This window comes from Microcoleus sp. B3-D7, assembly GCF_036705305.1.
Taxonomy (GTDB): domain Bacteria; phylum Cyanobacteriota; class Cyanobacteriia; order Cyanobacteriales; family Microcoleaceae; genus Microcoleus.
The window spans coordinates 59489-82485 of record NZ_JAUBUE010000023.1 but is presented as its reverse complement, the minus strand read 5'-3'; the positions used below and the strand labels follow the sequence as shown (position 1 = coordinate 82485).

The window sequence follows — 22997 nt, the reverse complement described above, 5'->3', positions numbered from 1 at the left end:
AGAAATCAAACCAGATGATGACTATGCCTGGAACAATCGGGGCAATGCACTGGGTAATTTAGGAAGATGGGAAGAAGCGATCGCCTCCTACGAGAAAGCCTTAGAAATCAAACCAGATGATGACTATGCCTGGAACAATCGGGGCAATGCACTGGGTAATTTAGGAAGATGGGAAGAAGAGATCGCCTCCTACGAGAAAGCCTTAGAAATCAAACCAGATGATGACTATGCCTGGAACAATCGGGGCATTGCACTGCGTAACTTAGGAAGATGGGAAGAAGCGATCGCCTCCTACGAGAAAGCCTTAGAAATCAAACCAGATTATCACGCAGCCTGGTACTATCGGGGCATTGCACTGGGTAATTTAGGAAGATGGGAAGAAGCGATAACCTCCTACGACAAAGCCTTAGAATTCAAACCAGATTATCACGAAGCCTGGTACAATCGGGGCATTGCACTGCGTAACTTAGGAAGATTGGAAGAAGCGATAGCCTCCTACGACAAAGCCTTAGAAATCAAACCAGATAAACACGCAGCCTGGAACAATCGGAGTGACGCACTATGTAAATTAGGCAGGCTAGAAGAAGCGATTGCCTCTTTGGAAAAAGCCTTAGAATTCAAACCAGATTACGACAACGCATTTTATAATAAAGCTTGCTATTATGCCTTACAGAGTCAGATTGACCAAGCGATTCAGAATTTGCAGCAAGCCATCAATCTGAATCCTGACAAGTACCGAGACATGGCAAAAACTGACTCGGATTTTGACAGCATTCGATCGCATACTCGGTTTCAAGCCTTGATTCAAGAATAGGGATTTGCCCTTGGGCGGGGCCGGTTTATGAGATTGTCGGTTTTAGACAATTATTCTTGGTAAAACCCGCCGCTACAGCATCAAAAATACTCTTATTATTTATTACTCTGCCAAGGCGGACTTCGCTTGACAAGAGGGGCTTTCAACCGCCGATCGCTCAAAAGGGTTACGTGAAAATGATATCTTGGATGAGGTTTGTCACACCTCAGTACGATCGCCCTTTCCTCTTTTCTACGCAGCCAGCTAAAAAAAATAGTATTAATCTATACCTACAAATCCAAGCTCTAGAATTATAATGAAAAAAATTGAAAAAGCTCCCAAATTCCTGTAAAATTGCCATAAATAACCAAATAGTCGCGATCGAAAGCACTCAAAGGCGAAAAAGATCGCATATAAAAAAGAAAAGAATCAATTAGACAGAAAATAAAGAGGTGAAACCCCTTGCAAAAATTAGCCAGCATAGAAAAGCCGATCGACTCAGGGGAAAAATCCATAGCAGTCAACACCCAAAAGGCTCAAACATTGTACGATCGCGGCAACGCCCTAGAAGCAATGGGACGATTCCAAGCTGCGATCGAATCTTGGGAAGAAGCGATCGAACTTGAACCAAAATTTTATGAAGCCTGGTACAACCAAGGCGTAGCCCTCAAAAAAATGGGCCAGCTAGAAGAAGCGATCGCAGCCTACAACAAATCCCTACAAATCAAAGCAAACAATCCAGAAGCGTGGTATAACCGCGCCAACGTTTTGCGAAAGCTCAACAGACTCTCAGAAGCGATCGCATCCTACGAAAAGGCGCTAGCACTCAACCCCAGCTACCCCGAAGCTTGGACGAACCGCGGCAACACCCTCGTCAGCTTAGAAAAATTGTCAGAAGCGATCGACTCCTACGACAAAGCCATAGCCATCAAACCAGACTACTGCGAAGCTTGGTACAACAAAGCATTTGCCCTGAGAAAATCCGACCAAAATACAGCCGCGATCGCCTCCTACGACAAAGCGATCGAACTTAAACCAGACTTGCATCAAGCCTGGTACAACCGCGGCTTAGCCCTAGCCGATGAAAAACTCTACCCGGAAGCCGTCGCCTCCTACGACAAAACCCTGCAACTGCGGCCGAATTCCGCCGAAGCCTGGAACAAACGCGGCACGGCGATCGCCCAAATGGGAGAATTTGAAGAAGCGATCGCATCCTGGGACAAAGCCCTCGCACTCAAGCCCAACGACAGCGAAACCTTTTACAACCGCGGCTTAGCCTTCGCCAACTTACAGCGCTTTGAAGAAGCAATTGCCTCTTGGGACAAAACCCTAGAGTTGCAGCCAGACAACACCGAAGCCTGGTACAACCGCGCCATAGCACTCAAAAAAATTCAACGATTGACCGAAGCGATCGCCTCCTACGATAAAATCATCGCACTCAAACCCGACGATCCCAACCTGTACTATCAAAAAGCTTGCGTGTACGCCCTGGAAAAACAAGCAGGCGAGCTCACAAACAGCCCCGAACTTGTAGCCACCAGCATCCGGCTGGCGATCGAAAACTTATCTAAGGCGATCGAACTTAATCCCCAGAAATACCGGAAATTGTGCAAAAATGACTCTAAATTGCTTACAATACGGGAAGAAGTGCGGTTTTTAGCTTGATTTCAGGGTAGCTATGATTGATGGATACGGATGCCGCACTGCAACCTTTGTAGGCAAAACAGCACCATAAACCCCAATCATGCAAACCCTAGACAAAACTCAAGCAAAATTCGCTCAACTGGCAGCCCACCTCAGAGAAGTTAACGACATCGAATCAGCCTCGTCGCTGCTGCATTGGGATCAATCAACTTATATGCCCCCCAAAGGTGCAAGTGCCAGAGGCCGCCAGTTGGCTACTCTCAAACAAATATCCCACGAAAAATTTACAGATCCAAAAATAGGTGAACTCCTAGAAGACTTGCGTTTCTACGAACAAACCCTCCCCTACGACTCCACCGCAGCCAGCCTGATCCGCATAGCGCGCAGAGACTACGATCGCGCCGCCAGAGTCCCCGCAACCTTCATGTCAGCACTCTGCCGCCACCAAGCCGACTGCTACGAAGCTTGGGCCACTGCCAGAGCAGCCAACAACTTCGCAGCCGTCGAGCCGTATCTCGAAAAAACCCTAGAATTAAGCAGGCAATACGCCGACTTTTTCCCCGGCTACGAACACATCGCCGATCCTTTGATTGATCGTAGCGACTACGGCATGAAAGTAGCGCTGCTGCGCCCGCTTTTCGCCCAACTGCGTCAAGAATTAGTGCCGATAGTTGAAGCCATCACCTCCCAACCACCGGCCGACGACTCCTGCTTGCACCAAAACTTCCCAGAATCCCAGCAACTAGAATTCACTCGCAAAGTCGTAGAACGCATGGGGTACGACTTCCAGCGGGGACGGCAAGACACCACCCTGCACCCGTTCATGACCAACTTCTCCATAGACGACGTGCGAATTACCACCCGCGTCTATGAAGACCACTTGGATCAAGCACTCTTCAGCAGCATCCACGAAGCCGGACACGCCCTCTATGAACTCGGAAATTCCCTGGAATTTGAAGGCACGCTTCTGGCAGGTGGCATTTCCTCCGGGGTTCACGAAAGTCAATCGCGACTTTGGGAAAATCTGGTCGGGCGCAGCCGCGGTTTTTGGGAATGTTTCTACCCGCAACTCCAAGGCATATTTTTGCGACAGTTGGGACACGTATCCACTGACGCATTTTACCGGGCAATTAACAAAGTCTCGCGATCGCTCATCCGTACCGATGCCGACGAAGTAACCTACAACCTCCACGTCGCCATCCGCTTTGACCTAGAATTGGCAATGGTAGAGGGAAAACTAGCAGTGCGAGACCTCCCCGAAGCCTGGAACGAACGCTATAAAACCGACCTCGGCGTTGTCCCCGCTACCGACAGCGAAGGCGCGATGCAAGATGTTCACTGGTATGTTGGTACGATCGGCGGAATGTTCCAAGGTTACACCCTGGGCAACTTGATGAGCGCCCAATTCTACGAAACAGCAGTAAAAATCAATCCTGAAATTCCCGTAGAAATAGAACAGGGCAATTTTACCGTACTCCACGACTGGCTAAAACAAAACATCTACCAGCACGGCCGTAAATACACTGCTGTTGAATTGATCGATCGGGTTACAGGTTCACCTTTAACTATTGATCCATTTATCCGTTACATTCGCCACAAATACGGGGAGTTTTATGTCATTTGAGGGATAGCAACTTCACTTTGCAGACTTTAACATTACAAAAAAAGTAGCCGCTTAAAACAAAGGGCGATACTGTTTGAGTATCGCCTAATTCCACAGCGGAAATCCCAAGTCTTAAATAAGGGAGTATGTATGTCTGAACTCTTTCAGACTGTTATCGCCAGCGACGAAAAAACCGAGTTGCGTCAGTTTGTCAGCGATTTACGCGCTTTGGGTAACACATATGTACTGCGAAACGACATAGTTAACGCTTTTGCCGCCTACTGCACCAAATACGAAAAGCCCGAACAGTTCCATCAATCTTCTCTTTTAAGCAAACTCATTTACTACGTTCAGGAAATTCTTCTCGAAGAAGGCAGCCTTTGCGTCTTGCTGCGGCCAAAAATTGCTAAAATGGAAATAGTGCGAGTTGCAGACGACTTGACTGTTGAGCAGATGACAGTGCAAGAATTGCTCGATGTGCGCGATCGCTTCGTCAACCACTTTCACCCCCAAGAAGGCGACATTCTCGAACTAGATTTCGGCCCTTTTTACGATTATTCCCCCACAATTCGCGACCCCAAAAACATCGGCAAAGGAGTGCAATTCCTCAACCGATACCTTTCCAGCAAACTGTTTCAAGACCCCAGACAATCGCAGGAAACTCTATTTAATTTCTTGGGCATTCACCGCTACAACGGCGTACAATTACTAATTAACGATCGCATAAAATCCCAAGAACAACTTTCCGAACAAATCAAAAAAGCCCTCACCTTAGTCAGCGATATTTCTGAAGAAGAACCCTACGAGAGATTTCGATTAGTTCTGCAAATGATGGGTTTCGAGGCAGGTTGGGGAAATACCGCCGCCCGCGTGCATGAAACCCTAGGACTTCTTGACGAATTAATTGATGCCCCCGATCCGCAAACCCTAGAAGCATTTATTTCTCGCATCCCGATGATTTTCAACATCGTCCTAGTTTCTCCTCACGGCTGGTTCGGGCAAGAAGGAGTTTTGGGGCGGCCGGATACGGGAGGGCAGGTAGTTTATGTCCTCGATCAAGCGAAGAGTTTAGAGAAACAACTGCAAGAAGACATTCATCTTGCCGGTCTCGATAGTTTAGGAGTCAAACCTAAAGTAATTATTCTCACCCGGTTAATTCCTAACAGCGACGGCACGCGCTGCAACCAACGTTTGGAAAAAATTCACGGCACAGAAAATGCTTGGATTTTGCGGATTCCCTTCCGGGAGTTCAATCCCAAACTGACTCAAAATTGGATTTCTAGATTCGAGATTTGGCCTTATTTGGAAACTTACGCGATCGATGCAGAAAAAGAACTGCTGGCTGAGTTTCAGGGCAAACCAGATTTAATTGTCTGCAACTATTCCGACGGCAACTTGGTAGCGTTTTTGCTGTCTCGCAAACTCAAAACTACTCAGTGCAACATTGCCCATGCGCTGGAAAAATCTAAATATTTGTTAAGCAATCTTTACTGGCAAGAATCCGAGGAAAAATACCATTTTGCGCTGCAATTTACGGCCGATATAATTGCCATGAATGCAGCTAATTGTATTGTCACCAGCACCTATCAAGAGATTGTCGGCAAACCCGATAGTGTTGGTCAGTACGAATCTTACCATTGTTTTACGATGCCGGATTTGTACCACGTTGTGAACGGGATTGAACTGTTCAGCCCTAAATTCAACGTCGTGCCGCCGGGAGTTAACGAAAGTGTGTACTTTCCCTACACCCGGATAGAAGACCGGGTGCAAGAGGAGCGCGATCGGCCGGGCGAACTGCTATTTACTTTAGAAGACCCGGAACAAGTCTTTGGAAAACTCGACGACCCGCAAAAGCGCCCTTTATTTTCGATCGCCCGGCTCGATCGCATTAAAAACCTGACAGGCTTAGCAGAATTGTTCGGAAAAAGCCAGGAGTTGCAAGAAAAATGCAACTTAATTCTAGTAGCTGGCAAGCTGCGGGTCGAAGAAACCGAAGACTACGAAGAAGCAGAAGAAATTAAAAAGCTCTACGCTATTATCGACCAATACAACCTCCACGGTAAAATTCGCTGGCTGGGAGTGAGGCTTTCCAAAAGCCTGTCCGGCGAAATCTACCGGGTAATCGCCGACACCCAAGGTATATTTGTTCAGCCAGCATTATTTGAAGCTTTCGGGTTGACAATTCTCGAAGCAATGATTACCGGAATTCCCACTTTCGGGACGCAGTTTGGCGGCCCGCTGGAAATCATTCAAGATGGCGTAAATGGGTTTTATATCAACCCGACCCACCACCAGGAGACTGCCCAAAAACTTCTAGATTTTTTATCTAAATGCGAACACAATCCCAACTATTGGTATGAAATTTCAACGCGAGGAATTGACCGAGTTTACAGCACGTATACCTGGAAAATTCACACTACCAACCTGCTGACTCTGGCCCGGGCTTACGGTTTTTGGAACTACTCGTCCAAAGAAAACCGCGAAGATATGCTCCGCTACATAGAATCGCTGTTTTATCTCATTTACAAGCCAAGAGCAAAGGCTTTATTGGCAGAACACGCAAATCGATAAGTCGCGAGTTTTGCTTTTTACATGAAATCCCTTGGTATCGGAATTCTTCCTCTCTCTCTTTTCTTTCTCTGTATCCTCTGCGTCAAGAGGGGTTTAATAATTCCCATATAACCGAAATTGATATTACGGGGAGATTGAAGGAAAAAACTTCGCTTTTCATAGATCAACTTTGTAGAAAATTCGCCTGTAAAGATTTGTGAATGACGGCAGGTTTTGTACCATAAGACTGAGGCTAAAAGACGTGGTTTATACGAAAATAGGATCTTTGGTAACGAAACATCTCGGAATCAAGCGGGTTTATTAGGAATAGTGCGAACCGGCCCCTACTTCTAACAGGTAACTTGTGAGTGCTGGTGTCCCGAGTGCTGAAATTCTAGAGACCGGGGCAGATATAGCAACCGCGCCAGACGCTTAGAACTTTCTTAATGGCTCAAACCAATGCGGTCTATTACCCCTTCCCTCGGACTTTTTGTTACCCGATCGCCAAGTGAAATGGCCTTGTTCCTTCTTCCTTTTGCTATATGTCTCAGAAAGCAGTCCGGGTAATACAATTAGATTTAGAAACATGAAAACAGCGATACCTTGTCAAACCTCACTAACAGGATGAAATTTATGCGTGTGACTACTGTTACGATTTTCAGCTTGATTGCTCTGCTCGTTCCCGGCTTAACCCGAAAGGCCACTGCTGCTTTCGACTCCGAACCCTTGGTGCAGGAACAGTACCGCAGAGACTTTACGGCTCCCGCCGATCCGGGTGCGTCAGCATCGCCCGAGGGAAAGTCCCAAGGAGATATGTTTAACAAGCCTTTTTACGCGGGCGAGCAGGCACCAGTGAAAAAGGAAAAAACTATCTCGGCGGGAGCTGACGGGCCAGAAGTTGCAGCCATACAGCAGCGCTTGCAGGTGCACAATTTCAAGGTAGGGACGATCGACGGTACCTATGGCTCTCGCACTACATCGGCGGTTCGTGCCTTTCAGCAGTCTAAGGGTTTGAACGCAGATGGCATTGTGGACAAAGAAACTTGGACAGCTTTAGCAGCAGATCCGGCATCAGCTTCTGAAACTGTGCAGAGCACTCCTCCAATTCTGAGCAATGCTGCTGTTCCCGGCAATCCTCCAACTCTTCTAAATAAAGGCGCTGTCGGTTCCAAGGTGAAGACGCTACAGGTGCGTTTGGAAATACAGGGTTACGATCCGGGCCCCATCGACGGCATTTTTGGCGCTCGCACTGCTACGGCTGTCAAGAAATTTCAGGAGTATAAGGGTTTAATGGCTAACGGCATGGTGGACGAAACAACCTGGAAGGCGCTCGGCCAAAAGTAAGTGACAAGTGAAAATTACGGAAAATTGCTGTGGCGATAACTCATGATTGAACCCGGTGTCCAAAAATGACCGGGTTTCTCGATGTTGGGCGATCGAGCAATTTGCTCATCCCCCTGCGGATTTATCAGTGGGTCGCTTCCTTCAATCTAAAATCTAAAATCTAAAATCTAAAATCGATTGATCGATCGCTCTGTTGTGTGCTATAGTATTTAAATGTCAAAATGCGGATATGGCGAAATTGGCAGACGCGCCAGATTTAGGTTCTGGTTCCGAAAGGAGTGAAGGTTCAAGTCCTTTTATCCGCACTACTCTTAACGCTTTGTACATCAATAGTTTCAGGTGTCGAGTGTCAAATTATTTGTCAAACGGGCAGCAACCTGTCCACGCGGACAAATAATTTGACACTCGACATTAATGCTTCAACCTTCATACTCTGCCCTCTCCTGACGAGTTGCTTTACGTGCTGAAATAATCCGAATGACATTTTCTTCACGCTCAATGTGAACCACATACAGTAGATTCCACCGACGACCTAGCCCAATCACAGCATCACGCGCTTCCTCATTGCGGCTGGCATCAACGACAACTAGAAATGGGTCAAAGAAGGATTCAGCAGTTTTTTCAAAAGTAACCCCATCATGATTTGTGGGATTAATCTGCGCTTTTGAGTCCTCCCATACGAAGGTAATGCCATTGAGCACGCAGTCTACATTCAGGCTCCCTAGTATAGGTAAAATGTATTTACAATGTCAATGCGTTATTCACAAAAAACGATGGTTTTCAAACTACTGCCACAGCCTGCGCTGCTTGTTGGGGCATTTCACTTGTGTTTTTCCATTAACACGAACGACAGCAGTTTGTTTACTTTTTCACTATTGAATAGCTTGTATCCGAGGCGCTCATAAAGACGAATGTTGCGGCTCTTTTGCCCGTGAACAATTCAAAACGCTGCGCCTGCCCAAAGCAGGATTCGATGGGTATCATAGCAGACCATAACTCTTCGCGGACTCCAACGAAATGTCTGGGAGATTACGAAGCATATCCTCCCATGCCTTCTGTGCTTGCAGTGCTTTTATAACGACTTGAAGCGGCTCTGAGAGTATGCCTGGAAAATCTGCCTCTTCGGAAAACTGAATCTTAAACGCTAACTGTTCTTGAGGTGGAGTGAACTGAGCGTTGACTGCTTCTTTGTTACCTCTTGCATCAACTCGATACCAACCAACTTCAGGTAAATGGATGGCATTGAAACCGTGCAAACTATACGGCGCACCCTTGTCATCAATACTCAACCGCTGGTAGCAAAGACCTGCTGGAATTTCATTTGCTCTTAGTAACGCTGCTAACAAGTGACTTTTCGCATAGCAATACCCTGTTTGGTGCTGAAGTACATCTGAAGCTCTACAGGTCACAGGACTCATTTGATAGTCATAACTGTGACGAATTTCATCTCGCACCCACTCAAAGCAAGCCTTAGCTATCGCCGTTGGTGTGTCATATGCCGATGCGATTTGTTTAGCACATTCCATAATTTCAGGATGCTGCCAATCAATAACTTCACTCACTTTCAAGTATTCTTCCATGTCAACCGCTAGGAACGCTACAGCCTGAATTGTAAACACCTTACCAACAAATTTCAACTTTGTTCGCCACTAATCTTTCCATCCTCTGTTCCCTCTGCGTTTTCTGGGGTTGGTTCACTCTTTCCTGGCTCCAAATCAATCTTTTTCTGCTGGCGTTCCGACGCAGTTTTTTGCAGTATTTTCAACTTGTCTGGGTCAGCATTCGATCGCCAAAACAACTTATGATCCTTAATTTTAACGCAGTTTTCCTCCAAACACTTCACCCACTGCCGATGTTTCTTAACTGCGCCACGATCGATAATCCCTAACTTTTCTTCTTGGCGGGTGAGTTTTGCAAACTTGTCATAATGGGGATAACTAGCAGTAACAAAAGCTTCTTTCCTCAATAAAATTGGCGGGTTGTCCACATCAGAATAATCTTGATAACTGACAGAAAGGTCGCGCAAATCTATGTGCATAGAAGTGTGAAGGGCGGGATGCGGGTTCGTGTCAAAATCGGGATAAAATAAATAGGAAATCTGAGGTTTGCGAGCGTAAAATTTGATGATTGTCGCGCCGTCAAGTCTGCCAATTGTGCGGTTGGCGCAGCCTTCGTAAAGCCGCAGCAAAGGGTCTAGTTCTTCTAATGCAGAGACGTGAACTGAAAGAGTACCGGGCTGTTTGTAGCCGATCGCACTATCTTCGCAGCAATCCGCAACAATATCAGCTTTGCCCAAACTGTACAGCATTAAATCAGCCAAAGTGCAAGCTTTTTGATAATTGTCGAACAAACCTTTGATGTCGTTGCGGATTTGAGCTGGGAGTCGGCGCATTGAAGGCCGAGCGCCCAAACCGATCAGAGCCAGATACACCAGCAAATCCTGGCGGCGCTTGTCGGCGATTTTCTCCCAATCATCCGCATCCGTTGCTTGCAAAATCACCCTCCAAGCGCGATTAAAACTGTGAAATTCCCCCTTAATCGCCGATTCTTCGGCTAGTTCGCCTTTAACTGGAAGGCGGCCTCGATCGCTCACAAAAGCCATCAAAGGAGCCAACATTTCCGCATAATCCTCAAACCGCTTAACTTGCGATCGCACTCTGGGAGTCGATAAGTGCGATCGAAACCGAGAAGCACGAAAACCTTCACCCTCCGCAGCATCCCGAAACACAAAATAAATCCCCAAAGCAACAGGAATTGCATCCACACTCAAAACTTGGTCGATATAAACCTTCAACTCTTCTTGTTCGTAATACTTCTGAAAAGTATTCCGAGAAGTAATCACCCCATCCCCGTAAACAATTTGACCTTGTTGGCGATCGTCAATCAAAACCTGAGCTGCTACAACTAATAAATTCTTAGTTAATTCCCAAGCATTCAGCAAAGCTTCTCGGCGTTCCGCCAAAGATTCAATGACATTAATCACGTAACCAATATTCACAATATCAGCACAAATTCGCGGAGTATCCGGCTGATAGTATGGGTCCCAACCAGAGATAGCATAACCCTCTTGTGCAATATATTTAATATCCCCGCCGTAACCGCAACCGTAATCAAAAAAAGTAGCCCCGTCCCTCGCTAAATCTGCTTCTAAAACCAGACGCAGAGGTTTAGAAAGCGAATTGCGTACCATTGCAGCTTTGTGCCGCTCTATCTTAGGAATTGATAGCTCACTATTTTCCTGTTTCACACGCTCGACAACAGTATGATCTTGGATTTCCACACCGCAATATCCCAAATATTTGAGCCAACCCTCGCGAGTGCCGATAACGCTAGTATTGTCAAGCAGCCCCCACTTTTCCTCGCAGCGAGTCAGCCTCCAAAACTTTTCGTAATGGGGATAATCTGCTGCTACAAAAGTTTCCTTACGGTGCAAAACAGGGGGATTTTCGCTGTTGCTGTAATCGAAATATTTAACTTCCCCAGTTGCTAGATTAATCTGGATGCTAGTTTGCAAAGCAGGATGAGCATCTGTATCGAAATCTGGGTAAAAAAGATAAGATATTTTAGGTTGATGGAGTGAAATTTTAACTAAAGTTGCTTCATCAATATTTTCCAGAGTGCGTCTGGCACAACTTTCGTAGATTCCGAGGACAGGGTTGAGTGTCTGCAAAGCCGAAACGTGAACGTAAAAAGCCGTCGGTAATTTTTTTCCAACCTTGCTTTCCCGACAGCAGCGAGCCACTTTTGCTAGGAGATTGTCAACACAAAAATTATTGATTTCTTCGGGGGGGGACGGCACAGCATTTACCGATTTTTGCTCACCAACCACCTTGTTTTCATACAATAAAACTTCCTGAGCAAAAACCCTCAAAGGCGTAAGCATTTCTTCATTATTTTCTAATGAATTGATCTCTAAAATATTGTTTGTACTGGGATCGTAATTCATAGCTAAATTAATTATTTTTTAATTAACCGCAGAGAACGCAGAGGACAGGGAGTGAAGAAACCAACAAAATTTACCTATAATTTCTATATGTAGGATGCACACTCCGTACCGTACCGCTTTATTTCTTAGTCTTTTATAGAGAAACTGCGTTTTTGTAACGGCGATTTTTATCGCCGACTACGATTGACTATGAGCGAGTAAGATATTAACCCAACATTCGAGTTTCCACAAATTCTTGAACCAGGGCTAAATGACTGGACAAACTCACTAATATATTCTCAATCCTCTCAATATTTAACAATTCCCCCTCTGGTGTTTCAGATTGAAAGCATCGCGCTTGATGCTCCAATTGTGCGGCCAAATCCGACATCAGAGCAACTCCCACATTAGCAGAAGTTCCTTTGAGACGGTGGGCTTGATATTCCACAGCTTGCCAATCTTTAGCTTCTACGGCTAGTTTGGCCGCAGCCATATCAGCTTGAGCGTCTGCCACAAAAGCTTGCAAAAGTCGCTCTGGCAATTTAATATTGACTCGTCCGAGTTGCTCCAATCTGCTCTTGTCGAACAGTCCGTCGTAGTCTTTATGTTCCCAAGTTTGAAGTGCGATCGCCCTTGGTGTCGGCAGAGCTACAACCTGCGCTTTTTCCATAACTTCTGTATAATTTGTTGCTAATTGAGATTTGTTTTCCGAATTTATACTTTTAACTCCATACTTATTTTCACCCTGAACATTTAGGGCTTCATACTTTTTCAGGGCCGCCGCCAAAGCATCTAAATCTACAGGTTTGCTGAGATAATCATCCATCCCCGCCGCCAGACACTTTTCTCGTTCCCCCGGCATAGCATGAGCAGTTAAAGCCATCACAAAAGTATGCCGATCGCTTCCTTCGATTTGCCTCAACTTTTGCGCCGTTTTGTAACCATCAAGTACCGGCATTTGACAGTCCATCAGCACTAAATCATAGCTTTTTTTTGCCAGCAAATCCAGCGCTTCTTGACCGTTTACCACGCAGTCAGCCTGATAGCCTAAAACTGCCAACTGTTCGACCAGAACTTGTTGATTGATCGGGTGGTCTTCCGCCACCAAAATTCTCAGCGATGACAGCGAATTGGGAGTAACATATTGAGAATTAACTGGCGGCAACTTGCAAGTATTAGCAGCCTCCACTCTCCCAAACTCTCCCGTTCCCTTCACCGGCGCCTGCAAAGCCTCAAGCAGGCGGCTTGGTCGCACCGGCTCGATCAAATATCCGTTAAAACCCCGACTGCAAAGCGATTCAGCCTTCGGCTGTTCTCGCAAACCAGTCATGGCGATTAACGACCCAACTGTCGAGGTCGATCGCACTTTCCTAGCAAATTCCTCTGCATCCAACTCCGGCATTTGCAAGTCCACAAGCACCACATCCCAGCTTTTTCCACCCTCTCCCGAATTCTGAGAAATCCTGCCTTGGGCATTTTTAAACCAACTAAAAGCCTCAGCAGCAGTTTCTGCCTCGTCGCAGCGCGCACCCCTACTTTGAGCGATTGATCGCACCGCTGCCCTCCTCAAAGCGCTTCCAGAGACTACTAACAGCTTCTTGCCCGCAAGTTCGGGATCTTGAGGCTCCACTGGCAACTGTTTTTCCAAAGGTACCGTAAACCAAAAAGTCGAACCGCTGCCTAGCAAACTGCGAACTCCAATCTCGCCGGACATCATCTCCACTAACTGCTTACAAATAGCCAAACCCAAGCCCGTCCCGCCGTAAGGCCTAGTAGGAGAATCGTCTACCTGAGAAAAAGATTGGAACAGCTTTGTTTGCCCTTGGACCGAAATTCCAATGCCAGTATCCCGCACCGAAAATAGCAATCTTGCTTCTTGTCTACCGTCTGCCCGTCGGTTGCCCTGTTTCACAGTTACGTGAACTAGAACTTGACCGCGATCGGTAAATTTTATCGCATTACCCGTCAAATTCAGCAAAACTTGCTTCAATCTGCCCAAATCGCCCACCAACTTTCTCGGCACTGAGCTGTCAACTAAAATATTCAATTCAATACCTTTTTCTTCGGCCAAATGCGCTATAATTTCTATCACCGACTCAACGCAACTATCCAAATCAAAATTAGCCTTTTCCAGTCGCATTTCTCCAGCTTCAATTTTAGAGAAATCGAGGATATCATTAATAACATTCAGCAAATGCTCAGCACTGCGGTAAATCGTCTGAGCACAGTCCCGCTGTTTCTGTTCTAGAGGAGCGCGCAGCAGCAATTGAGCCATTGCCAAAACCCCATTCATCGGAGTGCGAATTTCGTGACTCATGTTCGCCAAGAATTGCGACTTCACCCGGCTAGCTTCTAAGGCAGTTTCCCGCGCTTCCACCAACTCATTAATCTTGTCGGCAACCATCACGATTCCCCCGACTTTCTCGTCTGGATCGTACCAAGGGTGAGCAGCCCACCGCAGGTACAGAACTGATCCGTCGGCTCGTTCCCAGGCATCTTCGCTCACAGAAACTACCTTGCCTTTGAGCACTTCTTGGTACATTACTTTCCAGCGATTCGGTGTATCTGGAAACAATTCGTAATGGCTAAAATTATTCAGAGACGGCAAGTTTAAATTAAATTGACTAACCCATTTTTTAGAGTTAGCCATATAGCGCATTTGTGTATCGAACATCGCCATTGCTACAGGCACGCAAGTAATAATTTGTCTCAGTTGCTGCCGTTCCCTTTCCAGAGCGTCTTCCGCCTGTTTCCGCTCAGTAATGTCGCTAATCATGCCTGCCATTCGCAGCGGTTTTCCTTGGGAATTCCGCTGAGCTTTTCCCTGAGAAGTACAGTAGCGGTAAACACCGTTCGAGTGTAGCAGCCGAAATTCTACATTATAGTCTATTTCTTGTTCCAAGTGAGCGGCGATCGCCGCGACAATTCCCTCCTTGTCATCGGGGTGCAGGCGGTTGTATAGAGCGTCCATAGTCCTGCCAAATTGCTTACGCGACAAACCGATAATTTCCAAAAGGCGATCGTTCCAATAAACCTCATTTTTACTTAAATCCCAATCCCAAATTCCGTCGTTCACTCCCTCTAAAACTAACCTGTATCGTTCCTCACTTTCCTTGAGCTTTTGACTGGTATGAAACGCCTGAAATTCTGCGCGGTAAACGCGCATCGCATTGGACAAACTGCGAGACAAACTTTTGGGAGAAAGCTTGTTTTTAGCGATATAATCAGAAGCTCCTGCCTTCATCAATTCCACAGCAATTTGTTCGTCGCCTTGACCGGTGAGCACAATTAAGGGAACTTTCAGCCCAGCTTCTCGTAGATATTTTACTAAACTCAGTCCGTCACCGTCCGGCAATCCGTAGTCGAGCAATACGCAGTCAAATTTGCACTCAAATATTTGATTTAATAGCAGCCCTTTTTCGGTCTCCTCAACCTCGCTTAAAGGTTGAGATTTATTTGGTCTCGAGAGTTTCGTGGTAGCCTGCATATAATTTTTGCTGACCGAGAGTTGGGCCAGGGCATCCGCGCAGTCTTCTGCTTCAGTAACTTCTGCCGAAACACCAGCGGACTTGAGCGAACGTTTGATCGCCATTCGATCGACTGCATCGTCATCAACTATCAGAATTGTGAGAATTTTGTCCATAACAACCGAATTGTGGATTACTCCGAAAAAGCTGCAGGCTGGAAAAAGGAATTAAAATAACGGCAGCGCTGAAAAATCACCAAGCCACATCAAAAAATAAATTTTTTATTAAATTTTCCCATTTTAGGGAATTTCGCTTAGCATCCAGTATCTATTGAGGGTAGCCATCACTTCCACAAAGTTAGAAAAAGTAACGGGTTTAAGAATATAACCCGCTACATTCAAATTATAAGCTTTTACTTTATCTCTATCTTCATTAGAAGTTGTGAGGACGATTACCGGAATCGACCTCAAACATTCATCCTGTCGCAATTCTTGCAAAAACTCGATCCCGCTCATTCTCGGCATATTCAAGTCCAGCAAAATTAACCGGCGCTCTTGAGGCATAGGAGGCTCTATTTTTTCTTCTCCACGTAATATAGCTAGAGCTTCTAATCCATTGGCAGCAATGTAGAGGGGATTGACGATGTTATTTTTTTTGAAAGCTCGCCGGACGTTCATCACATCAACCTCATCATCTTCTACCAAAAGAATATGAATTTTTTTGTCTTGCATAAATCAGCCATTTTATAGATGTTTTTTAAGCGCCCGTCTCGTTGGTAAGGTTTAGTCAGCACGGATCGCGAACCCAGCAGGTTTAATCTCTATTGTCGTTTGTCAAGAATCATTTATGGTTGGGCCGCTCGCGGGATCTACCTGCAGGTGTACTCGCCCCTCATGCTCTGAGTGGCGCAGCCGAGATCCAAAAACTCGCCAATAACGCCCGATCGAGCTACGGTAAAATCTAAAACTCATCTACATTATTAATCGCCATGTCAGCCGATCGCAAACTCTACGAAGGCAAAGCCAAAATCCTCTACTCCACCGAAGACAGCGAAATTTTGCTGACCCACTTCAAAGACGACGCTACAGCCTTTAACGCCCAGAAACGCGGCAGCATCGTCGGCAAAGGCGAAATCAACTGCGCCGTATCCGCCCACCTGTTTCGGATGCTAGAAGCCAAAGGCATTCCCACCCACTTCATCGACACGCCGGCCCCCAACCAAATGCGAGTCTGTCGCGTCCAAATCTTGCCCTTGGAAGTCGTAGTCAGAAACATTGCTGCTGGCAGCCTTTGCAAGCAAACCGGACTCGCCCTCGGCACAATTGTCAATCCGCCGCTGGTGGAGTTTTATTACAAAAACGACGATTTGGGAGACCCGCTGCTGACCCGCGACAGGCTGCTGCTAATGGAGCTAGCCACCCCCGAACAAGTAGACCAACTAGAAATCGCCGCCCGCGAAATTAACGAAATACTCAAAGAATTTTTTAGCCAGTGCGGCATCACCCTGGTAGACTTCAAACTAGAATTCGGTATCGACCAACATCAAAATCTGATCCTCGCCGACGAAATCAGTCCCGACACCTGCCGCCTCTGGGACAACGCAGAAGCCGACCCCGACGCCCGTGTTATGGACAAAGACCGATTCCGCCGCGACTTAGGATCGGTAGAAACTGCTTACCAGCAAGTTCTCCAACGCGTTCTCGCTCAGAAAGTCTAGAGGCCTTGGTAATGCGCTAGAATTGCACAGTTTGTCACCCTTCTGCTTTCGATGTCAGCAATCAGCGGTCAACAGTCATCAATTAGCGGTCAGCGCGAAATTCCACCGACTTATATAACTAATGACTAATGACTAATGAATAATGACTAATGTGGTGTGTGGATTGCCCAAAAAAGTGAACAAAAATGCGTTTATCTGCTGTATTGGTGGCAGTTTTTACTGCCTCAGCAACATTCGGGTTATCAAATTCGGCAAGCGGCCAAACATCCTACTCTGAATCAGCAGAGGAAGCTTTGGCTGCCGTTCCGCCTGCCCCGTCGATCGAATTACCCGATCGCCCCATTCCAGAATTAACCCAAAATCCTCCTCAAAACCGCAAAGCCGCTAAAACCAGCAAAGGGGAAGCCCTAAAAATAGCGGAGGCCCCTGCCAGAGGAGAAAACGACCGCAAACCCCGAGACGGATTCACAGAGACGCCCTCCCCGGTTTCGCCTCCCTTGCTTCAACTCAAACCCGAGCTAGCATCCAACCCCTCCCCCGCCTCTAGCAGCCAAAACGCCCTGCCAGACGCGCAACAGGACAGCTCGCTCCCCCCATCGGAAGCGGCTGTAACGCCCGCCTGGATCGCAGCAGAGCTAGGGAAACCAGAGGAACCAGGGGCGATCGCTCAAAACGCCCCAGTTACCCCCAGACCGGCCCCGACCAGACCGCCGGCTGACACCGTTCCCCCATTACCCCCTGGCCCAGCACCGCAGCCAAGACAAACCCCCGCACCCGCCGGGGCGGCAGAACCGCAAGTGCTAGTTGCAGAAGTTACAGTCACCGGGGCGACGGACGACCTAGAAAGCGAAATTTACCGAGTCATCAGCACCCAACCGGGACGCACGACCAACCGCAGCCAACTGCAACAAGACATCAACGCCATTTTTGCCACAGGCTTTTTCAGAAACGTGCGGGCAGTACCGGAAGACACCCCGTTGGGCGTCCGGGTAACTTTTATTGTGCAGCCAAATCCGGTGCTGCGGGGAGTGACAATCACCGGTCAGCAAGTGCTGCCCCAAAGCGTAATTGACGAAAGCTTCCGCGATCAATACGGCAAAATTCTCAACCTCCGCCGCTTTGAGGAGGGAGTGAAAAAAATTAATGCGTGGTATCAAGAGAACGGCTATGTTTTGGGCCAAATCACTGATGCCCCGCAAGTAGGAGACGACGGCACAGTAACCCTGGTAGTGGCAGAAGGCCAGATCGAATCGGTTGATGTCCGCTTCCTCAACAAGGAGGGAGAGGCAACAGATGCCACGGGTCAGCCGATCGGAGGCAACACCCGTCGCTTTGTCGTCACCCGCGAAGTAGAACTCAAGCCCGGAGACATTTTTAACCGCACCAAGGCGGAAAGAGATTTGAGACGGGTGTTTGGTTTGGGAATTTTTGAAGACGTGCGGCTTGCCTTGGAACCGGGAACGACAGACCCCCGCAAGGCAAGGGTAATTGTCAACGTCATTGAGAAAAATACCGGTTCTCTGGCCGCTGGTGCGGGTTTGAGTTCCGCGACGGGTTTGTTCGGTACGCTGAGTTACCAGCAGCAAAACTTGAGAGGTAGGAACCAGAAATTGGGGGCTGAAATACAAATCGGGGAACGCCAAACCCTGTTTGACTTGAGTTTTACCGACCCCTGGATTGCGGGCGATCCTTACCGGACTTCTTATACGATTAATGCGTTTAGAAGACGATCGATCAGCGTGATTTTTGACGGTGGCGAACGGGAAGTCAGATTGCCCAACGACGATCGACCCCGCGTCGTCCGCACCGGTGCCGGCATCAATTTCACCCGTCCCCTGTCGCGCAATCCTTTTGCAGATCCTGAGTGGACAGCTTCAGTCGGCTTGCAGTACCAGCGAGTCTCAATTACCGATCGCAAAGGCAGGCGCGAGTCCGAGGACGAACTCGGCAACCTGTTGAGTTTTAGCGATTCGGGCTCGGATGACTTGACAACTTTGCAAGCAGGTGTGGTGCGCGATCGGCGCAACGACCCCCTCCGCCCCACTAGCGGTTCGCTGCTCAGGTTTGGGATGGAACAATCGATTCCTGTAGGTTCCGGCAGCATCCTGTTAAACCGCCTGCGGGCCAGCTACAGCTTGTACCTACCAGTCAAGTACACTAACTTTACCCCCGGCCCTCAAACCCTGGCATTCAGTTTTAGAGGCGGCACCGTCTTCGGAGATTTGCCTCCCTACGAAGCCTTTGCCTTGGGCGGCGCGAACTCGGTGCGCGGATACGACGAAGGCGACATGGGAGCAGGTCGCAGCTTCCTAGAAGCCAGCGTTGAGTACCGTTTCCCGATTATTTCGTTTATCGGCGGAGCGCTATTTTTGGATGCTGGCACCGACTTGGGCACGGGCGAAGAGGTCCCGGGCGACCCTGCCGGTATCCGCGGAAAGCCGGGTAGCGGTTACGGTTACGGCCTCGGCGTGCGGATTCAATCTCCTTTAGGACCGATCCGGATCGATTACGGTATCAACGACACTGGCGACAATCGAATTCACTTTGGGATTGGTGAGCGATTCTAATTGGGAATTGGGCATTGGGAATTGGGCATTGGGCATGGGGCATGGGAAATTGGGCATTGGACACTCGTACTGAGCGTAGTCGAAGTCTTGGGCATTGGACATTTAGAATTGGTAATTGGTAGTAATTAACTAATAACTAATAACTAATAACCAATAACCAATAACCAATTACCGATGCCCAATAACCAATAACCAATAACCAATTACCGAGACCCAATTCCCCATGCCCCATGCCCAATGCCCAATTCCCAATAACTAATGACTCAACGTACCTTAAAATCTGAATTTGAACTGTCGGGAATCGGTTTGCACAGCGGCGAACAAACTCGCGTCCGAGTTTTGCCTGCAGAGGTTGGGGAAGGCCGCTATTTTGTCAGAATAGACTTGCCCGGTGCTCCGAGAATTCCTGCAAAAATTGAGGCGGTTTGTCAGACTGCACTTTCAACTGAACTGGCAGGTATCGATGCTCAAATTCGCACTGTAGAGCATTTATTAGCCGCTTTGGCCGCGATGGGGGCGGATAATGCTCGAATTGAGGTTGAGGGGCCGGAAGTGCCGCTGCTGGACGGTTCGGCTCTGGTTTGGGTAGAGGCGATCGCCCATACCGGCTTAGTTCCTCAAGAATCGAAGCAAGACCCCACTTCCTCCTTCGTCCTAGAACAGCCAATTTGGGTGCGCCACGGGGATGCCTTTGCAGCAGCTTTACCCTCAGCCGAAACTCGGTTTAGTTACGGAATTGATTTTGAGGAACAGGCGATCGGCAATCAATGGTACAGTTGGTCGCCAGAGGCAGAAAGTTTTGCTAGCGCGATCGCCCCAGCCCGCACTTTTGGACTTGCTCGCCAAGTTGACCAATTGCGACAAGCAGGTTTGATCAAAGGTGGTACCCTAGAGAACGCCCTAGTTTGCGATCGATCCGGCTGGCTCAACCCGCCTTTGAGATTTGCCAACGAACCAGTGCGCCATAAAATCCTAGATCTAGCAGGCGACCTCAGTCTGCTCGGAACTTGGCCAAAAGCTCACTACTTGGCTTACAAAGCCAGTCACAACCTGCACGTCCAACTCGCCCAAGCCCTGAAATCGGAAGCTCTAGCTACCCTAGATAAAAGTTAGGAAAAAACAAGTGATCTTCTGTTAAGATTGCATCTTCCTTCTGCCTTCTGCAATACCACACTCAAAAGTCTTCAAGCAATGTCTACGCTGACTGAAGTTAACACCCTCAATACTGCTAAGTCTGAATCCGTCCCCACCAAAAACGGTGAAGATTCTCCAGCGGTTAAATCTACTTTTACTCTCGAAGAAGTTCAGAAATTATTGCCTCATCGCTATCCTTTTGCACTGGTTGACAAGATTGTTGATTACGTGCCGTCCGAGAAGGCTGTAGGAATTAAAAATGTGACTTTTAACGAACCGCATTTTCAAGGGCATTTTCCCGGACGGCCGATTATGCCGGGAGTATTAATTGTCGAAGCGATGGCTCAAGTTGGCGGTATTGTTCTGGCTCAGTTGCCCGACATCAAGCAAGGATTGTGGATGTTTACCGGAATTGATCAAGTCAAGTTCCGTCGTCAGGTTGTACCAGGCGATCAGTTGCTGATGACTGTAGAATTGCTGTGGGTAAAACGCCGCCGCTTTGCAAAAATGCAGGCTCTGGCTGAAGTTGACGGACAAAAAGTTTGTGAAGGAGAATTGACTTTTTCGATGGTAGATTAATTTGGGAATTGGTGAGTGCTTGCGGGTAGTTTTAAGTGTTGAATTTTTAATTTAAATTAAAACCGCGAAGCCTTCCTCGGAATGAAGCAATCTTAAAATTTTAAAATATCCTTCTTCCCTCTTCCTTCTTCCCTCTTCCTTCCTTCTTCCGTCAACATCCATTCGTTTAATCCGTTACACTGCGCGTTGCCAAACTTCCTTCCCACTTACCAGCAAAACAACTGACAAATGCTTACTTTGATTCACCCAACTGCTGTGATTCATCCCCGCGCTGAACTTCACCCAACTGTAGAAGTGGGAGCTTATGCTGTAATTGGGGAAAGAGTGAAAATCGGGCCGGATACTAAGATTGGCGCCCATGCAATTATCGACGGGCTAACAGAAATAGGCGCTCGCAATCAAATTTTCCCCGGTGCGGCGATTGGTTTGGAACCTCAAGATTTGAAATACGAGGGTTCTCTGACTAGGGTGAAAATTGGCGACAACAATCTCATTCGGGAATACGTGACAATTAACCGCGCTACAGGAGCCGGAGAAAGCACGACAATTGGCAATCATAATCTATTGATGGCTTATGTTCATGTGGGACACAATTGCGCGATCGCCGATCGAGTAATTATCGCAAATGCTGTAGCCTTAGCCGGACACGTTAAAATCGAGTCTCAAGCCCGCTTGAGCGGTGTTTTGGGCGTTCACCAGTTTGTCCACATCGGCCGCTTGTCTATGGTTGGCGGCTTGAGCAGGATCGATCGAGACGTACCTCCTTATATGCTAGTCGAGGGGAATCCTTCGAGAGTGCGAGCAATCAACAAAATAGGTCTCGAACGGGCTGGTTTTACACCAGAAGATTTGCTAGTTTTGAAGAAAACTTTTCGTATTCTATACCATTCTGGCTACACTCTCAATCAAGCTTTGGAACAGTTGGATTTGTTGCCAGAAAACCCCCACTTGCAGCACCTGCAGAGATTTGTGCAGCAGTCTATAACCAAAGGGCGGCGCGGTTTGATTCCGGGAAAAAAGTGAATCAGGTAGAATAAACCTATGAACTAAGCGACTGTTGCCCTATGAATGTATATACTTCAGTCAAATCTACATCCCCTGAAACAGAACCAGATGGCTGCATCAGGTTCTCAGATGTTAGTTGGGAGCAATTTGAAGCTATAAAAGCAGCTTTTAAAGATTTTCGAGGTGTGAAATTTTTCTATCTCGATCGACTACTGCAAATTATGACTGTCTCGCCCGAAGACGAAATAATCAAGAAAACTCTCTGTATGCTGGTAGAGGCATATATGAGAGCAAAGGGGCTTCGATTTTACCGCAAGGGCGGCCCGACTCTAGGTAACAGAGAATTAGGCGGTAGAAAAGAGCCAGATGATTCTTATGATATAGGAACGCAAAAAATAGTCCCAGATATTGCTATTGAAGTGGTAATTACCAGTGGCGGGATAAATACTTTAGAATTCTACAAAAGATTGGGCGTTCGGGAAGTCTGGTTTTGGCAAAATAGTCAGTTATCTCTCTATTACTTAACAGGTGAAAATTATCAGGAGATGGCCCGAAGTACATTCCTTCCCGATCTGGACTTAGAATTACTGCTAAGCTGTGCTAATATGCCCGATCAATATGATGCTGTTACCGAGTTATTAGCAAACATCTCACCTGTATAAAGTCAGA

16 protein-coding genes and 1 tRNA gene are annotated in these 22997 nt (G+C 47.3%); 12 read left to right on the top strand and 5 right to left on the bottom strand.

Features of this window, described 5'->3' with window-relative positions; all coding sequences use genetic code 11:
• The 6 genes from QUB25_RS16770 to QUB25_RS16745 form a co-directional block, all read left to right on the top strand.
• Positions 1–814, top strand: an 814-nt coding sequence (locus QUB25_RS16770) for a tetratricopeptide repeat protein (RefSeq protein WP_333184391.1), incomplete at its 5' end; no start/stop codon positions are given.
• Positions 815–1255: 441 nt separating this feature from the next.
• A complete protein-coding gene (locus QUB25_RS16765; protein WP_333184387.1) occupies positions 1256–2458 on the top strand; it encodes a tetratricopeptide repeat protein in 1203 nt (400 codons plus the stop codon).
• 79 nt (positions 2459–2537) lie between these two features.
• Positions 2538–4061, top strand: coding sequence for a carboxypeptidase M32 (locus QUB25_RS16760; RefSeq protein WP_333184384.1), 1524 nt, complete (start codon positions 2538–2540; stop codon positions 4059–4061).
• Positions 4062–4190: 129 nt separating this feature from the next.
• Positions 4191–6611 carry a sucrose synthase gene (locus tag QUB25_RS16755; RefSeq protein ID WP_333184382.1) on the top strand — a complete coding sequence of 807 codons (2421 nt, stop codon included), beginning with the start codon at positions 4191–4193 and terminating at the stop codon, positions 6609–6611.
• Positions 6612–7223: 612 nt separating this feature from the next.
• Positions 7224–7934: a peptidoglycan-binding protein gene (locus QUB25_RS16750; protein ID WP_333184379.1), complete on the top strand. Its 711-nt coding sequence runs from the start codon at positions 7224–7226 to the stop codon at positions 7932–7934.
• Positions 7935–8157: 223 nt separating this feature from the next.
• Positions 8158–8239, top strand: a tRNA-Leu gene (locus QUB25_RS16745).
• A gap of 114 nt (positions 8240–8353) precedes the next feature.
• Here QUB25_RS16745 and QUB25_RS16740 read toward each other — a convergent pair.
• The 5 genes from QUB25_RS16740 to QUB25_RS16720 all read right to left on the bottom strand — a co-directional run bounded on the left by QUB25_RS16740 (position 8354) and on the right by QUB25_RS16720 (position 16057).
• Positions 8354–8635 carry a BrnT family toxin gene (locus QUB25_RS16740; protein ID WP_333184377.1) on the bottom strand — a complete coding sequence of 94 codons (282 nt, stop codon included), beginning with the start codon at positions 8633–8635 and terminating at the stop codon, positions 8354–8356.
• Between the two features lie 279 nt (positions 8636–8914).
• Entirely contained in the window at positions 8915–9571 is a 657-nt protein-coding gene (locus QUB25_RS16735; RefSeq protein ID WP_333184374.1) for a transglutaminase family protein, read from the bottom strand.
• Entirely contained in the window at positions 9568–11880 is a 2313-nt protein-coding gene (locus QUB25_RS16730; protein WP_333184371.1) for a DNA phosphorothioation-associated putative methyltransferase, read from the bottom strand. The genes QUB25_RS16735 and QUB25_RS16730 overlap by 4 nt, the downstream gene beginning before the upstream one ends.
• Positions 11881–12085: 205 nt before the next feature.
• Positions 12086–15502: a response regulator gene (locus QUB25_RS16725; protein ID WP_333184368.1), complete on the bottom strand. Its 3417-nt coding sequence runs from the start codon at positions 15500–15502 to the stop codon at positions 12086–12088.
• Positions 15503–15625: 123 nt separating this feature from the next.
• On the bottom strand, positions 15626–16057 hold the full coding sequence (locus tag QUB25_RS16720) for a response regulator (RefSeq protein ID WP_333062099.1): 432 nt from the start codon (positions 16055–16057) through the stop codon (positions 15626–15628).
• Between the two features lie 257 nt (positions 16058–16314).
• Here QUB25_RS16720 and purC point away from each other — a divergent pair, with 257 nt between their 5' ends.
• From purC to QUB25_RS16690, 6 genes are all read left to right on the top strand, one after another.
• Complete coding sequence (gene purC, locus QUB25_RS16715; protein WP_333184366.1) at positions 16315–17043, top strand: phosphoribosylaminoimidazolesuccinocarboxamide synthase; 729 nt, start codon at positions 16315–16317, stop codon at positions 17041–17043.
• A gap of 185 nt (positions 17044–17228) precedes the next feature.
• Positions 17229–19610 carry a BamA/TamA family outer membrane protein gene (locus tag QUB25_RS16710; RefSeq protein ID WP_333184364.1) on the top strand — a complete coding sequence of 794 codons (2382 nt, stop codon included), beginning with the start codon at positions 17229–17231 and terminating at the stop codon, positions 19608–19610.
• 258 nt (positions 19611–19868) lie between these two features.
• The gene (gene lpxC, locus QUB25_RS16705; protein ID WP_333184362.1) at positions 19869–20723 is read left to right on the top strand and encodes a UDP-3-O-acyl-N-acetylglucosamine deacetylase; all 855 of its coding nucleotides are present in this window, start codon (positions 19869–19871) and stop codon (positions 20721–20723) included.
• Between the two features lie 78 nt (positions 20724–20801).
• The gene (gene fabZ, locus QUB25_RS16700; protein WP_333184359.1) at positions 20802–21323 is read left to right on the top strand and encodes a 3-hydroxyacyl-ACP dehydratase FabZ; all 522 of its coding nucleotides are present in this window, start codon (positions 20802–20804) and stop codon (positions 21321–21323) included.
• A 228-nt stretch (positions 21324–21551) separates the two neighbouring features.
• Positions 21552–22346 (top strand): acyl-ACP--UDP-N-acetylglucosamine O-acyltransferase, encoded by a 795-nt coding sequence (gene lpxA, locus QUB25_RS16695; RefSeq protein WP_333041218.1) that lies wholly within the window; start codon positions 21552–21554, stop codon positions 22344–22346.
• 41 nt (positions 22347–22387) lie between these two features.
• Positions 22388–22990: a Uma2 family endonuclease gene (locus QUB25_RS16690; protein ID WP_333184356.1), complete on the top strand. Its 603-nt coding sequence runs from the start codon at positions 22388–22390 to the stop codon at positions 22988–22990.
• Positions 22991–22997 lie beyond the last annotated feature (7 nt).